This window comes from Streptomyces sp. NPDC002076 (assembly GCF_053593835.1).
In genome coordinates, this window is the sequence record NZ_JBSFDI010000004.1 from 281,464 (window position 1) to 296,321 (window position 14,858).

Annotated in this window: 13 protein-coding genes; 8 read left to right on the forward strand and 5 right to left on the reverse strand. The window is 70.3% G+C overall.

What is annotated here, in order from left to right:
- Nucleotides 1–23: 23 nt before the first annotated feature.
- Complete coding sequence (gene corA / locus ACWCQS_RS10965) at nucleotides 24–1,151, reverse strand: magnesium/cobalt transporter CorA (RefSeq protein WP_451004133.1); 1,128 nt, start codon at nucleotides 1,149–1,151, stop codon at nucleotides 24–26.
- Nucleotides 1,152–1,369: 218 nt separating this feature from the next.
- Between corA and ACWCQS_RS10970 the strand changes: the two genes are divergently transcribed.
- Nucleotides 1,370–2,167 carry a class I SAM-dependent methyltransferase gene (locus tag ACWCQS_RS10970; protein ID WP_451004134.1) on the forward strand — a complete coding sequence of 266 codons (798 nt, stop codon included), beginning with the start codon at nucleotides 1,370–1,372 and terminating at the stop codon, nucleotides 2,165–2,167.
- Nucleotides 2,168–2,333: 166 nt separating this feature from the next.
- On the opposite strand, the gene ACWCQS_RS10975 is transcribed toward ACWCQS_RS10970, so the two are convergent.
- Both ACWCQS_RS10975 and ACWCQS_RS10980 read right to left on the reverse strand, forming a co-directional pair.
- Nucleotides 2,334–3,269 (reverse strand): carbohydrate kinase family protein, encoded by a 936-nt coding sequence (locus ACWCQS_RS10975; protein ID WP_451004135.1) that lies wholly within the window; start codon nucleotides 3,267–3,269, stop codon nucleotides 2,334–2,336.
- Nucleotides 3,254–4,162 carry a pseudouridine-5'-phosphate glycosidase gene (locus tag ACWCQS_RS10980; RefSeq protein WP_451004306.1) on the reverse strand — a complete coding sequence of 303 codons (909 nt, stop codon included), beginning with the start codon at nucleotides 4,160–4,162 and terminating at the stop codon, nucleotides 3,254–3,256. The genes ACWCQS_RS10975 and ACWCQS_RS10980 overlap by 16 nt, the downstream gene beginning before the upstream one ends.
- A gap of 116 nt (nucleotides 4,163–4,278) precedes the next feature.
- On the opposite strand from ACWCQS_RS10980, the gene ACWCQS_RS10985 reads away from it, so the two are divergent.
- A complete protein-coding gene (locus ACWCQS_RS10985; RefSeq protein ID WP_451004136.1) occupies nucleotides 4,279–4,710 on the forward strand; it encodes a VOC family protein in 432 nt (143 codons plus the stop codon).
- A gap of 49 nt (nucleotides 4,711–4,759) precedes the next feature.
- Here the strand turns inward: ACWCQS_RS10985 and ACWCQS_RS10990 are convergent, their stop codons facing one another.
- Nucleotides 4,760–5,314: a methylated-DNA--[protein]-cysteine S-methyltransferase gene (locus ACWCQS_RS10990; RefSeq protein ID WP_451004137.1), complete on the reverse strand. Its 555-nt coding sequence runs from the start codon at nucleotides 5,312–5,314 to the stop codon at nucleotides 4,760–4,762.
- A gap of 41 nt (nucleotides 5,315–5,355) precedes the next feature.
- Nucleotides 5,356–6,225: a glycerophosphodiester phosphodiesterase gene (locus ACWCQS_RS10995; protein WP_451004138.1), complete on the reverse strand. Its 870-nt coding sequence runs from the start codon at nucleotides 6,223–6,225 to the stop codon at nucleotides 5,356–5,358.
- A 278-nt stretch (nucleotides 6,226–6,503) separates the two neighbouring features.
- On the opposite strand from ACWCQS_RS10995, the gene ACWCQS_RS11000 reads away from it, so the two are divergent.
- From ACWCQS_RS11000 to ACWCQS_RS11025, 6 genes are all read left to right on the forward strand, one after another.
- The gene (locus ACWCQS_RS11000; RefSeq protein WP_451004139.1) at nucleotides 6,504–7,370 is read left to right on the forward strand and encodes an MHYT domain-containing protein; all 867 of its coding nucleotides are present in this window, start codon (nucleotides 6,504–6,506) and stop codon (nucleotides 7,368–7,370) included.
- Between the two features lie 40 nt (nucleotides 7,371–7,410).
- Nucleotides 7,411–9,549: an excinuclease ABC subunit UvrB gene (uvrB, locus tag ACWCQS_RS11005; protein ID WP_451004140.1), complete on the forward strand. Its 2,139-nt coding sequence runs from the start codon at nucleotides 7,411–7,413 to the stop codon at nucleotides 9,547–9,549.
- A 157-nt stretch (nucleotides 9,550–9,706) separates the two neighbouring features.
- Nucleotides 9,707–10,285: a TerD family protein gene (locus ACWCQS_RS11010; RefSeq protein ID WP_388621212.1), complete on the forward strand. Its 579-nt coding sequence runs from the start codon at nucleotides 9,707–9,709 to the stop codon at nucleotides 10,283–10,285.
- A 60-nt stretch (nucleotides 10,286–10,345) separates the two neighbouring features.
- Nucleotides 10,346–12,436: a TerD family protein gene (locus ACWCQS_RS11015; RefSeq protein WP_451004141.1), complete on the forward strand. Its 2,091-nt coding sequence runs from the start codon at nucleotides 10,346–10,348 to the stop codon at nucleotides 12,434–12,436.
- A gap of 222 nt (nucleotides 12,437–12,658) precedes the next feature.
- The gene (locus tag ACWCQS_RS11020; RefSeq protein WP_451004142.1) at nucleotides 12,659–13,660 is read left to right on the forward strand and encodes a TerC family protein; all 1,002 of its coding nucleotides are present in this window, start codon (nucleotides 12,659–12,661) and stop codon (nucleotides 13,658–13,660) included.
- 88 nt (nucleotides 13,661–13,748) lie between these two features.
- Entirely contained in the window at nucleotides 13,749–14,849 is a 1,101-nt protein-coding gene (locus ACWCQS_RS11025; RefSeq protein WP_451004143.1) for a calcium:proton antiporter, read from the forward strand.
- Nucleotides 14,850–14,858 lie beyond the last annotated feature (9 nt).

Here is a 14,858-nt window from a genome sequence, read left to right on the forward strand (position 1 = left end):
GCCTGGCAGCGTGCCCCCGCGGCTCAGAGCCAGCCGTTGCGCCTGAAGCCCCGGTACAGCACCAGACACGCCGCCGCCATGACGACCATGACCAGCGGATAGCCGAACCGCCAGTGCAGCTCCGGCATGTGGTCGAAGTTCATGCCGTACACCCCGCACACCATCGTCGGTACAGCGATCACCGCGGCCCAGGCCGTGATCTTCCGCATGTCCTCGTTCTGCGCGACGGTCACCTGCGCGAGGTGGGCCTGCAGAATCGAGTTGAGCAGCTCGTCGAAGGCGGCGATCTGTTCCTTGGCGCGTATCAGGTGGTCGAGCACATCCCGGAAGTAGGTCTGTATCTCCGGGGCGATGACCCGTATGGGCCGGGTGGCAAGGTCCTCCACCGGGCGGCCGAGCGGCACCACCGCCCGCTTCAGCTCCAGCAGTTCACGCTTCATCTGGTAGATGCGCCCGGGGTCGAGCCGCGCACCGTTCTCCGAGAACACCTCCGTTTCGACCTGGTCGATGTCGGCCTGCACCGCGTCCGTGACGTTCAGATAGTCGTCGACGACATGGTCGGCGATCGCGTGCAGCACCGCCGCCGGCCCCTTGGCGAGCTGATGCGGATGAGCCTCCAGCTCCTCGCGCAGCGGGCCCAGTGAGCCGTGCCGGCCGTGCCGCACCGTGATGACGAAGTCCTCACCGACGAACACCATGATCTCGCCGGTGTCGACCACCTCGCTGGTCGCCGTCAGCTGTTCGTGCTCCACGTAGCAGACCGTCTTGAACACCGCGAAGAGCGTGTCGCCGTAGTGCTCCAGCTTCGGCCGCTGATGGGCCTCGACCGCGTCCTCCACCGCCAAGGGGTGCAGGTCGAAGAGTTCGGCGATGCCGGCGAACTCACGGTCCGTCGGCTCATGCAGCCCGAGCCAGACGAAGCCCTCGCCCGTCTTGCGCACCATCCGCACGGCATCCACCAGGTCCGTGCACTGCGGGACGCGCACGCCGTCCTGGTACGTCACACAGTTGACCACCGAGGAGCCCAGCGGTGACCGGGCGGGATGGCTCAGGTCCACGCGCGGCCGCCGCCTGGCCAGCCGCGCCACCTTGCGCAGGCCGCCGACCCTGCCCAGCCCCGTGACCTTCCGCAGATTCCCCGCCATCGACATCTGGATCTCCTCGCCTGGATCTCCTCACGCAACGCTTTCGCGCCCTGCCCGGCAAGTCTGCCAGCCGAGGGCAAAGCGCGGGTAAGCCTGTGGGAACGGGATGTTCCGCTTGGTTCCCGGCTGTGGACGGAGCATCGATGCCGCAGCCTCGGCACCGGCCGCCCCTGGCCGGAGCGTCCGCGGACCGGCCAGAGCCGGGTGACTGCGATGATCGTGGCATGACCTCATCCGACGGGTATCTCCTGGACAACCGGCAGAACGAGGCCGCGGAGCGCTTCGACGCCTTCGCCGCCCTCTTCGATCCCACGACCTTCCGGCACATCGAGGCGCTGGGCATCGGTCTGGGCCGGCGCTGCTGGGAAGTCGGGGCCGGCGGCACCTCCGTGGTGTCCTGGCTCGCCAGGAAGGTGGGCCCCACCGGACAGGTCGTCGCCACCGACATCGACACCTCGCGGCTCGCCGCCGCGGCGGCGAGCGCGCCGGTGGAGGTCCGGGTCCACGACGTAGGTGCCGAGGAACCGCCGGGTGAGGGCTTCGACCTGGTCCACGCCCGGCTCGTCCTCGTCCATGTGCCGGACCGGGAAAGGGCGTTGCGGTCCATGATCCAGGCCCTCCGGCCCGGCGGGCATCTGCTGATCGAGGATGCCGACCCCGCTCTCCAGCCCCTGATCTGCCCCGACGAGCACGGTCCCGAGCAGCGGCTCGCCAACCGCCTGCGTCAGGGCTTCCGCACGCTGCTGGCCCAACGTGGCGCCGACCTGTCGTACGGCCGCAAACTCCCGCGTCTGCTCCGCGAGGCCGGACTGAGCGGGGTGGAGGCCGATGCGTTCTTCCCGGTGACATCACCAGCCTGCACCGCTCTCGAGGCCGCGACGGTCCGTCAGATCCGGGACCGGCTGGTTGCCGCGGGGCTCGCCACCGACGAGGACATCGACCAGCACCTGGCCAACGTCGAGACCGGCAGCATGGACCTGGCCACCGCGCCGATGATCTCGGCGTGGGGGAGGAAGGACTAGAGGAAGGACTAGTGGGGGGAAGACCTGGGCGCCCGCGCCTCGGTACGACGCTGACCTCAGCCGCCCCGGCCGGGCATGACGCGGATCCCAGCCCCCGGCCGCGGCGTTCGCGCCGCGGCGCGAGCCGGGCCTCCGCTGCCGGTGTCCCCATGGCGCCCGCCGGGCGCTAGCCGTCGCGCCCCGGACATGGCGGTCTGGCCCCCACCCGTTCGACCGCCTCCGCACCTGCCCGGCAGCCGCGTGCCGCCGCCTCCTCGGGGTCCGCTCCCGTGAGCAGGGCGGCGAGGAACGCACCGGTGAAGGCGTCACCGGCGCCCGTGGTGTCCCGAGGAGCCGCCGGCACGGCCGGGACCCTGGCCGGTCCGCTGCCGGAACGGGCCACCAGCGCACCGTCCGCACCCGCCTTGGTGACCACCAGCGGGACGAGACGGCTCAACTTGGCCGCCGCGTCCACCGGATCCGGCAGCCCCGTCAGCAGACATGCCTCGTCCCGGCTGGGCAGCAGCACGTCCAGCCCCTCCGCGAAGGCCAGGAAGCGGTCCACCCCCAGCCGCACCAGGAAGCCGGCCGACGCCGGATCGAGGCTGACCGGCACGCCACGCGCGCGTGCCGCCGCGAGCGCCGTCCGTGCGAGCTCCCGGCTCGGCTCCGTGAACAGCAGATACCCCGACAGGTGCAGCCGTCCGACGCCGTCGAGCAATGCGTCCGACCAGTCGGCGGGTTCGAGCCGCAAAGACGCCCCGCTGTCCGTGAGGAACGTACGCTCCGCCGCCGCACCAGCATCTACCAGGCAGATGACCGTCCCGGTCGCCGCTGTCGGATCGATCACCAGCCGAGGCCGCACACCGGCCGCGATCAGCTCACGCTCGTGCCATGCGGCCGCGTCCGCGCCCACCCGCCCCAGCAGCCGTACGTCCGCACAGCCCGCGTGCGCGGCCCAGCAGGCCACGTTCGCGCCCGCGCCGCCCGGCAGGGTGCGGATCGACGCGGCGGTGTCGGTGCCGGCCGCGAGCGGCCCCTGGTGCCGGGCGACCACATCCGTGACCACGTCACCGACAACCAGCAGGGCCCCGTCCCGGTCCGTGGTCACCCCCTGGTCCACGCCGTGGCGATCCGTGCCGCCAGCCGTACGTTGCCGCGTACGGCTGCCAGATTGGCGCTCAGGGAGGCCCCTGCGGTGTGCCGGACCAGGTAGTCCAGCAGGAACGGGGTCACCGCCTGACCGGAGATGCCCTGGTCCCTGCAGGCGCGCAGGCCGTCGGCCAGCACGCGCGCGTGCAGCTCGGGATCGAGCTGCTCCGCCTCCGGGACGGGCTGGGCGACGATCAGCGCCGACGGCGGCGCATCGAGCGCCTCCTGGGCCCGCATGACGTCCGCGACCTGCTCCGGGGTCTCCAGTGTCCAGTCGACCGGATGCCCCGAGTCGGACAGGTAGAAGCCGGGGAACCGGTCCGTGCCGTACCCGGCGACGGCCACGCCCAGCGTCTCCAGCCGCTGCAGGGTCGCCGGTACGTCCAGGATCGACTTCACGCCCGCGCAGACCACCGTGATCCGGGTTCGGGCCAGCAGACCGAGGTCGGCCGACTCGTCCTGGGTCACGGTCCACTCCCGGTGCACACCGCCCAGCCCGCCGGTGGCGAACACCCGGAGGCCCGCGAGCGCGGCCAGCTGTGCCGTCGCCGACACGGTGGTCGCCCCGCTCACGCCCGCCGCCACGGCGAGCGGCAGATCGCGATGACCCAGCTTGCGGATGCCGTCCTCGTTCGCGATCCGCTCCAGCTGCTCCTTGTCCAGGCCGACCAGGGGACGGCCGTCGAGCACGGCGATGGTCGCCGGGACGGCGCCCTCCCGGCGCACCGCGTCCTCCAGCTCCAGCGCCACCTGCAGATTGCGCGGGCGGGGCAGGCCGTGCGCGATGATCGTGGACTCCAGGGCCACCACCGGCCGCCGTGCGTCGATCGCTTCCCGGACCTCTTCCGACACCACCAGCACCACGCGCACCGCCTCCTGTCCGTCGGCCTTTCCTCATCTCTGGCGGGCGCCGGCCGCCGTTAAACGCTTATGGCCTGTTGCCCTTGCGGACTGTGGCGGACGCCACCAGCCTGGGGCGCATGACCGCGAACAGCACGCGTCTCGACCATGTCGTCCTGTGGGTGGCCGATCCCGTGGCCGCGGCCGGCTTCTACCAGGAGGCAGTCGGTCTGGAGCCGATCAGTGTCGCCGAGTTCGCCGAGGGAAAGGTGGCCTTCCCCTCGGTGCGCGTCAACGAGGAGACCATCTTCGACCTCGCCCCGCTCACCATGGCCGCACGCATGAAGATGCTGCCCGGTGCTGCCGAGAGCGCGGGTCACCCCGTGAACCACGTTTGCCTGTCCCTGCCGGCCGACGCCTTCGACGCCCTGCGCGCCCGCCTGGAGGAACATGGCGTCGCCGTCTCGGGCGTCGACCACAACCTCTCCGGTGCCCGCGGCAACGCCACGAGCAGCTTCTACTTCCGCGACCCCGACGGCAACGTCTTCGAGGCCCGGCACTACGACGAGTAGCCGGGGGCCGGTATCCGGGGCCCGCCAGAGACGGGTGTCCGGGGCGCGGTCAGAACAGCGGCTCGGGCAGGACGCCCTCCAGGGCGAGCAGCTTCCGCTTGGTCTCCAGACCGCCCCCGAAGCCGCCGATCCCGCCGTCGCTCTCCACCACCCGGTGACACGGAACGACCACCGGCAACGGATTGGCACCCATCGCCGCGCCGACCGCCTGCGCCCCGCCGGGCTGTCCGACCCGCCCGGCGAGATCGCCGTACCCCACCACCGTGCCGTACGGCACACCGGTAGCGAGCTCGCGCAGCACCTGCCGGTTGAAGCCCGAGATCAGCGACCAGTCCAGCGGTAGGTCGAAGTCGTGCCGCTCGCCCGCGAAGTAGGCTCGCAGCTGGCGTATCGCCTCCGCCAGCAGCGGTGAGCCGGGATCCTCCACGGCGGCGGCGCCCAGCCGGGCCGCCAGCCGCTCCACGGCGCGGTCGCGCACCGCGTCCGTGGCGTGGAAGACGACGTTGACCAGGCCGTCACGGGTCGCCGCCAGCATCAGCGGCCCGATGTCCGTGTCCACCACGGCCCACACCGCCCGCTGCTCGTCCTGCACATGGCTGTCCATGCGCCCACGGTACGGCCCGCCACTGACAACGCCCGCCGCGCTCACTCCGAGCCGAGCGCCGCCCGCACCACGTCGGGCTTGTTCGTGATGATCCCGTCCACGCCGTAGCCCGCGGCCTTGCGCGCGGTGGTCGCGTCGTTCACCGTCCAGGCGAACACCCTGAGCGGCCTGCCGTGCGGCCCGGCGAAGGCGTGCACGGCCGAGACGTACCCCTTGGACAGCGACCCGTACGAGGGGTTGATGAGATCGGTGAAGCGCGCGTACTGGTGCAGCTGTGCCACGGTGGGTGACCCGAGACAGGCGGTGGTGATCGCGGGCTTCAGTTCGTGCACGGTACGGATGCTGTCGGCGCTGAAGCTCTGCACGATCAGCCGGTCCAGGTGTTCGTGGTCCAGCCAGCCCTCGTTGCCGAGGAGCTTCAGGGTCTGCTGCTCGATGCCCGGATACAGCTCCGGGTTCTTGATCTCCAGGAGCAGTTTCTCGTGGTTGTGCTCGACCCGGCGCATGTACTGCTCCAGCGTCGGCACGCGCGTGCCGGCATAGGCGGGCGAGTACCAGCTGCCCGCGTCCAGCCGGGCGATCTCGGCCGCGGTGAAGTCCTTCACCTTCCACCGCGCCCGGCCGGGGAAGACCCGCTCGACGTTCGTGGTGCGCCGCAGGCTGTCGTCGTGGATGACGACCAGCTCGCCGTCCTTGGTGCGCTGGACGTCGTTCTCGACCCAGGTGAAGCCCAGCTGCGCTGCCTTGTCGATCGAGGCCAGCGTGTTCTCGGGAGCGTAGGCGGAGGCACCGCGGTGGGCGATCACCGTCGGCTCGCCGACGCCGCCGGCCCGGGCGCCGGAGCCGGGGCTCAGCAGGGCCGCCGTCCCCAGGACCGCGGCGACCGTGGCGGCAACTACGCGCGCGTGCATGCAGACTCCTCGCATCGACGAACACGGACAGCAACAGACTGACAGCAGAAGGTCAACGACACCCGGCGCACGATGACCACAGACGGAATGGATATGTCCCAAGTCCGCTCACCGGTGCCGCACAACTGCGGCAAGGCCGTGTTTCTTTGCCGGAAAATCGTTCGACCATTCCGGTGGGGGTCATACTCTCTGCGACAACCCTGACCGCCCCGGCGGTCCTGGGCCGGGGGAACATTTCAAGGATTCCGGGACGCAAGAGGGCGGAAGGGCAGCCGCAGATGCAAGGCACGGTCGACGGATTCAGCTACGGGGCCGTCACTCCATTGGTGGCCTATCTGATGGCCTGCCTCGGCGGCGCCCTCGGCCTGCGCTGCACCACCCGGTCCCTGCTGGTCACGCACTCCCGGCGGCCCGCCTGGCTGGCCCTCGGCTCGGCCGCGATCGGCTCCGGCATCTGGACCATGCACTTCGTCGCCATGATGGGCTTCGCCATCAAGGAGACGCCGATCCACTACGACAAGCCGATCACCTATGCGAGCCTCGGCCTCGCCATCGTGATGGTCGGCGTCGGGATCTTCATCGTCGGCTACCGGGGTGCCACCGGCACCGCGCTGTTCACCGGTGGCACGATCACCGGTCTGGGCGTCGCCTCGATGCACTACCTCGGCATGGCCGGCGTGCACTTCCACGGGCGGTTCACCTACAACACGCTCACCGTCGCCGTATCCGTCGTCATAGCGGTTGTGGCCGCCACCGCCGCGCTGTGGGCCGCCGGACGCGTCCGGGGCTTCATGTGGAGCGTGGGGGCGAGCCTCGTGATGGGGCTCGCGGTCAGCGGCATGCACTACACGGGCATGGCCGCCCTCGGCGTTCACCTCGACGGCCCCTCCCACACCGGCGGAGGCGCGCCGGAGCCGTCCGTGCTCGTGCCCATGCTGATCGGTCCGCTCGCCTTCCTGCTCCTCGCGGGCGTCGTGGTGATCTTCGACCCGCTGATGATCACGGGCCGGCCCGTCCCCAGGCCCGTCGAGCACAAACCGGGTGTCCCGGCCTCCGCCGTCGCCTCCCACCCGCCCCGGCGTCCCGCCCTCCACGAGGGGTCACGGTCCGAGCACCACCTCTCCCGGACCGCGCAGAACCGCTGATCCGGACCCGTTGTCAGTGCGGGGTCGTACGGTGGATGACATGCGGCCCGTTTCCCAGATCGAACGCACGGTGGCGCCCTTCGAGGTCGTCAGCCCCTACCAGCCCAGCGGCGACCAGCCGACGGCCATCGCCGACCTCGCCAAGCGCATCCAGGCCGGTGAGAAGGACGTCGTCCTGCTGGGCGCGACCGGCACCGGCAAGTCCGCCACCACGGCATGGATGATCGAGAAGCTCCAGCGCCCCACGCTCGTGATGGCGCCGAACAAGACGCTGGCCGCCCAGCTGGCCAACGAGTTCCGCGAGCTGTTGCCGAACAACGCGGTCGAATACTTCGTCTCGTACTACGACTACTACCAGCCCGAGGCCTACGTCCCGCAGTCGGACACCTACATCGAGAAGGACTCCTCGATCAACGAGGAGGTCGAGCGGCTGCGCCACTCGGCGACGAACTCGCTGCTCACCCGCCGCGACGTCATCGTTGTCGCCTCGGTGTCCTGCATCTACGGCCTCGGTACCCCGCAGGAGTACGTGGACCGGATGGTCCCCCTCAGGGTCGGCGACGAGATGGACCGGGACGAGCTGCTGCGCCGCTTCGTCGACATCCAGTACACGCGCAACGACATGGCCTTCACCCGCGGCACCTTCCGGGTCCGCGGCGACACCATCGAGATCTTCCCGGTCTACGAGGAGCTGGCCGTCCGCATTGAGATGTTCGGCGACGAGATCGAAGCGCTGTCCACGCTGCACCCGCTCACCGGTGAGATCATCAGCGACGACCAGCAGCTGTACGTCTTCCCCGCCTCCCACTACGTCGCCGGCCCCGAGCGCATGGAGCGCGCCGTCAACGACATCGAGAAGGAACTGGGGGAGCGCCTTGCCGAGCTGGAGAAGCAGGGCAAGCTCCTGGAGGCCCAGCGCCTGCGGATGCGCACCACGTACGACATCGAGATGCTCCGCCAGATCGGCACCTGCTCCGGTGTGGAGAACTACTCGATGCACTTCGACGGCCGCTCGCCCGGCTCCCCGCCCAACACCCTGCTGGACTACTTCCCGGACGACTTCCTGCTCGTCATCGACGAGTCGCACGTCACCGTCCCGCAGATCGGTGCCATGTACGAGGGCGACGCCTCCCGCAAGCGCACCCTCGTGGAGCACGGCTTCCGCCTGCCCTCCGCGCTGGACAACCGCCCCCTGAAGTGGGAGGAGTTCCAGGAGCGCATCGGCCAGACCGTCTACCTGTCCGCCACCCCGGGCACCTACGAGCTGTCCCGCGGGGACGGCGTCGTCGAGCAGATCATCCGCCCCACCGGTCTGGTCGACCCGGAGGTCGTGGTCAAGCCCACCGAGGGGCAGATCGACGACCTGGTGCACGAGATCCGCAAGCGCACCGAGAAGGACGAGCGGGTCCTCGTCACCACGCTCACCAAGAAGATGGCCGAGGACCTCACCGACTACTTCCTGGAGCTCGGCATCCAGGTGCGCTATCTGCACAGCGACGTCGACACCCTGCGCCGCGTCGAACTGCTGCGCGAGCTGCGCTCCGGTGAGTACGACGTCCTCGTCGGCATCAACCTTCTCCGGGAGGGCCTCGACCTGCCCGAGGTGTCCCTGGTGGCGATCCTGGACGCCGACAAGGAAGGCTTCCTGCGGTCGGGCACCTCGCTGATCCAGACCATCGGCCGTGCGGCGCGCAACGTCTCCGGCCAGGTCCATATGTACGCCGACAAGATCACCCCGGCGATGGAGAAGGCCATCGAGGAGACCAACCGCCGCCGGGAGAAGCAGATCTCCTACAACAAGGCCAATGGCATCGACCCGCAGCCGCTGCGCAAGAAGATCAACGACATCGTCGCGCAGATCGCCCGCGAGGAGGTCGACACCGAGCAGCTCCTCGGCACCGGCTACCGCAAGTCCAAGGACGGCAAGGGCGCCAAGGCACCCGTCCCGGCGCTGGGCGACAAGGCGGCCAAGGCCGGCAAGTCGGCGAAGGGCAAGGCGGCGGCCACGGTTCCCACGGACCGCCCGGCGGCCGAACTCGCCGAGCAGATCGAGGAGATGACCGAGCGCATGCGCGCCGCCGCCGCGGAGCTGCAGTTCGAGATCGCGGCCCGGCTGCGTGACGAGGTCTCGGAGATGAAGAAGGAACTGCGCCAGATGCGGGAAGCCGGTCTCGCCTGAACCTCCGCCACCCCGCCGGACCTCGGTATATGCGCCAAGTGTTGCAACACCGACACAAAGCGCGGACCGGGGTTCGGCACTGTCGGTGGCCCTGCGTAGGGTTCTGGACAACCGCGCACTGCGCGGCAACAGGGGACTTTCGAGAGGGGATTCAGCGGTGTCCGTCAACTTGAGCAAGGGTCAGGCCATCAGCCTGGAGAAGAAGGACGGGGGCACCCTGACCGCGGTCCGTATGGGGCTCGGCTGGCAGGCGGCGAAGCGGCGCGGTCTGTTCGGCTCCCGCACGCGCGAGATCGACCTGGACGCGTCGGCCGTCCTGTTCGCCGAGACCCAGCCGGTCGATGTCGTGTTCTTCCGCCACCTGGTGAGTGACGACGGTTCCGTCCGCCACACCGGCGACAACCTCGTCGGCGGCGCCGGACAGGGCGGTGACGACGAGGCGATCCTCGTGGACCTGCAGCGCGTCCCGGTCCACATCGACCAGATCGTCTTCACCGTGAACTCCTTCACGGGCCAGACCTTCCAGGAGGTGCAGAACGCGTTCTGCCGCCTGGTGGACGAGACCAACGGCCAGGAACTGGCCCGCTACACGCTGGACGGCGGCGGCGACTACACCGCCCAGATCATGGCGAAGGTGCACCGCGCGGGCGCCGGCTGGACGATGACCGCCCTGGGTGCCCCGGCCAACGGACGTACGTTCCAGGACCTGATGCCGGCGATCCAGCAGCACCTGTAGGACCGCCCGCTCGACCGGCGGCGCAGGACCGAACGACAACGACACAGGGGGGCGACGGCGATGACGGCCGAGCTGGTGCGGGGGCAGAATCACCCGCTGTCCCAGGTCCGGCTGGCGATCCGGGTCTCGGCCGGGGTGCCGGTCCTGGCCGGAGCCACACTCGGCGACGAGAACGGCACGGTCCACGGCCCCCAGTGGGTGGCCCACCCCGGCGCCCCCGCCCTGCCCGGTGTCGAGGTATCCCGGCTGGCCGCCACCGGACATCGCCTCGCAGTCGACCTGGGCGCTCTGCCCGAAGCCGTCCACCGCGTCGACATCTTCCTCGCCCTGCCCACCGGGGCCGGGGCACCGCTCCGATTCGGTGCAGTCGCCGCCCCGCACACGACGGTCGAGGGCCTCGACGGCACCGAACTCGCCTGCTTCACCCTGACCGGCCTGGACGGCGAGACGGCCGTGGTCGCCCTGGAGTTCTACCGCAGACAGGGCGCCTGGAAGGTGCGTGCCGTGGGCCAGGGCTACGCGGCCGGGCTCACCGCACTGCTCGCCGACCAGGGCCTGCGCGAGGCTGCCGACGTGGCTGCCGCGGCCCATGCGGCGCCGGCCCCTGGCGAGGCGGCGGTCCCCGGCGAGGCGGCCGCCCACAACCAGTCCCGCGCGCTGCCGACACCGGCCTCCGCACCGTCAGCGCACGGGACCACGGCTCGCCCGCCGCAGGACATCTCTGCGGCTCCACCGCACGACGCGTCCGCCTCCACTTCGCGCGGCACGTCGGACCCCGGGCCGTACGACACCGACGTAGCCGATCCTCAGAACACCCCCGCGCCCGGGGCGCCCGGACAGACGCCTTCCTGTGCCCCGCAGCAGCCGGAGCCCGCGCAGCCGTACGCCGCGCGGAATCCGTACGACACGCAGGAATCCGACGCGGCCTCGCGAGAGCCCGGCACCGGGGTCGACTACACGCACCCCGGCCGCCGCCCACACGGCACACCACCGCCGGCGGCTCCGGCCGCCGGCGGCGGGCCTGCGCAGCCCGTAGCGGGGGACGCCGTGGGCTGGTCGATGGAGGAGCGGCTGTACAACCAGGTCTGGGGCATGTTCGAGGACCTGGCCCGCACGACCGCCGCTTACCGCAGCGCCGTCGACTTCGCCGACTCCCGCTTGGAGAAGGAGCTCGACCAGGCCCTCACCGACCCCCGCGGCAGGCTCGGCGCCGCGAGCGACGCCGCGCGCGAGGCGGCCCACGCCCGCCGGACCCAGCTGGTGGATCAGGCGCGTGCCGTCCTCGACCGCGACCTCGCCCAGCTCACCGCCGAGTCCGAAGTGGTCGAGCCCGCGCTTCCGCCCGCCTACGCCCGCTGGGACAACCCCGTCTGGCACGGCTACCGCGTGCCCGCCGAGCCCCCGATGGCCCTGCGCCTCGGCGATCTCCATCTGCCCGAGAGCGAGCCGCTCCGCATCCCCCTGCTGGTCAGGCTGCCGCTGGAACGCGGTCTGTGGCTCGACAGCGGCCCGGCGGCGGCACCCGGCGGCTGTCCGGACTCCGCCGAGCTGCGGCACCTGGCCGTGGAGGCAGCGGTGGCACTCGCGGCTCGGCTGCTCGCCGTGCATCCGGCGGGGGACTTCGCCGTGCAGGTCATCGATCCGGCCGGCTCCGGGTCCGCGGCGTTCGCCCCACTCACGCGGACCGGCGTGCTCGCCATGCCTCCCGCGACCGGCGCGGGCGGGGTGACACAGATGCTGGAGCGGCTCACCCGACGGGTGGACCTCGTACAGATGGCGGTGCGCGGCGGTGCACCCGAATCGCTGCCGGCCGAAGTCGACACCGCGCGTCAGCTGCTGATCGTCAACGACTTCCCGCACGCTTTCGACGACCGGGCGGTGACCCGGCTGCGCTATCTCGTCGACGAGGGGCCCGACGTCGGTGTTCACCTCCTGCTGGTGGCGGACCGCGAGGACGCCGCCGCCTACGGCCCCCTCCTCGATCCGCTGTGGCGTTCGCTGATGCGACTCACCCCCGTACCCGACGATCACTTCGCCGACCCCTGGGTCGGGCACGCCTGGACCTACGAACCGTCGCTGGTGCCGGTCGGGAGCCAGATCGTGCACCAGGTGCTCACCGAGGTGGCCAGAGCCAGGACCAAGTACAGCTAAAGTCCCCCCACCAGCACACTTGGTCTTTATTTTACTTTCCTCTTTACCTTTCCTTGGTGATTGAGCTACTGTCTTCCGTACGGAGGGGAGTACTTCCCGACTGTGGCGCACCCGTCAGTACGGACCGGTTCCGGTCCCGGGGCGTCGGCCCGACGCGGGTGGAGGAGACCTCCGGCAGCGACGACGCTGATGTGTTTGCCGTTACGTAATGCCGGAGGTGCAGTGGAAGTCTCCATGACCCTGTGGGTCCTGACCATCGTGGGCCTCGCCGCCCTGATCGCGGTCGATTTCCTCATCGGGCGCAGGCCGCATGAGGTGTCGATCAAGGAAGCCGGCATCTGGACCGTCGTCTGGATCGCCCTGTCCGGGCTGTTCGGCCTCGGTCTCCTTGCCTTCGGCGGCGGACAGCCGGCCGGCGAGTTCTTCGCGGGATTCATCACCGAGAAGTCGCTGAGCGTCGACAACCTCTTCGTCTTCGTCCTGATCATGGCGAAGTTCGCGGTGCCCGCGCAGTACCAGCAGCGCGTTCTGCTCGTCGGTGTCCTCATAGCTCTGGTTTTGCGGGCCGTCTTCATCGCCGCAGGAGCCGCGATCATCGCCAGCTTCTCCTGGATCTTCTACCTCTTCGGCGCGTTCCTGATCTGGACCGCCTGGAAGCTCATCCAGGAGGCCCGCGCGGACCAGGAGGACGAGGAGTACGAGGAGAACAAACTGCTGAAGGCCGCGGAGCGCAAGTTCGGTGTGGCCGACCGGTACCACGGCACCAAGCTGTGGATACGGCAGAACGGCAAGCGGGTCATGACCCCGATGCTGGTCGTGATGCTGGCCATCGGCACCACGGACGTCCTGTTCGCCCTGGACTCCATCCCTGCGATCTTCGGCCTGACCCAGGACCCGTACATCGTCTTCACCGCCAACGCCTTCGCCCTCATGGGCCTGCGACAGCTGTACTTCCTCATCGGCGGCCTGCTGAAGAAGCTGGTCCACCTCTCGTACGGCCTGTCGGTCATCCTCGGTTTCATCGGCGTCAAGCTGGTGCTGCACGCCCTGCACGAGTCCGGCGTCCACGTGCCCGAGATCAGCATCCCGGTCTCGCTCGGCGTGATCTGCGCGGTCCTGATCGTCACCACCGTCACCAGCCTGATGGCCAACGGTAAGCAGGCTGCCGCCGAGGCGGCGCGCACCGGCGGCGAAGCCGCCCCGAAGGACAGCGTCGACGCCTGACCAAGCCCGCGGTCCCGCGCCGGAAAGGACCAGAAGTATCGGAAAACAGAGGAATGCGAATCCTGTGCGCCTCTGCGACCATCGCCGCATGATCACTCGGCTCCGGGCGTTCACTCGGCAATGGACGTTCCTCGTGCCCGTCTTCGCGGTAGTCATCCTGGTCTTCACCTGGGGCCGCAGCCTGCCGGGTGCGGTCGTCGCCGTGGTGACGCTGGTGCTCGCCGGTTCCGTCCTGGCGGCCGTCCACCACGCCGAGGTCATCGCCCACCGCGTCGGCGAGCCCTTCGGCTCCCTGGTGCTCGCCATCGCCGTCACGATCATCGAGGTGGCCCTGATCGTCACCCTCATGGCGGACGGCGGGGACCAGAGTTCCACCCTGGCCAGGGACACTGTCTTCGCCGCCGTGATGATCACCTGCAACGGCATCGTCGGGCTCTGTCTGCTCGTCGGTTCGCTGCGGCACGGCACCGCGGTCTTCAACCCCGAGGGCACCGGCGCCGCCCTGGCTACCGTGGCGACGCTCGCCACGCTCAGCCTGGCGCTGCCCACCTTCACCACCAGTAGGCCCGGACCCGAGTTCTCCTCGGTGCAGCTGACCTTCGCCGCGCTGTCCTCACTGATCCTGTACGGACTGTTCGTGGCCACCCAGACCGTGCGCCACCGCGACTACTTCCTGCCGATCACCCGGCAGGACGTGGCCGTCATCGCCGACGACCACGCCCAGCCCCCGTCCGCGCGCACCGCCTGGATCAGCCTCGGCCTGCTCGGCCTGGCCCTGGTCGGCGTGGTCGGCCTGGCCAAGAGCGTGTCGCCCACCATCGAGTCGGGCGTGGCGGCGGCCGGGCTGCACCAAGCTGTCGTCGGTGTGATCATCGCCCTGCTCGTGCTGTTGCCGGAGACGATCGCCGCGCTGCGCGCCGCACGTCGCGACCGCGTGCAGACCAGCCTCAACCTCGCACTCGGCTCGGCCATGGCCAGCATCGGCCTGACCATCCCGGTCGTCGCCCTCGCCTCCGTCTGGCTGTCCGGACCGCTCGTCCTCGGCCTCGGCTCGACGCACATGCTGCTGCTCGCACTGACCATCGTGGTCAGCTCCCTCACGGTGGTGCCGGGACGGGCCACGCCGCTGCAGGGCGGGGTCCACCTGGTGCTCTTCGCGGCCTACCTGGAGCTGGCCATCAGCCCGTAGCCCGCCCGT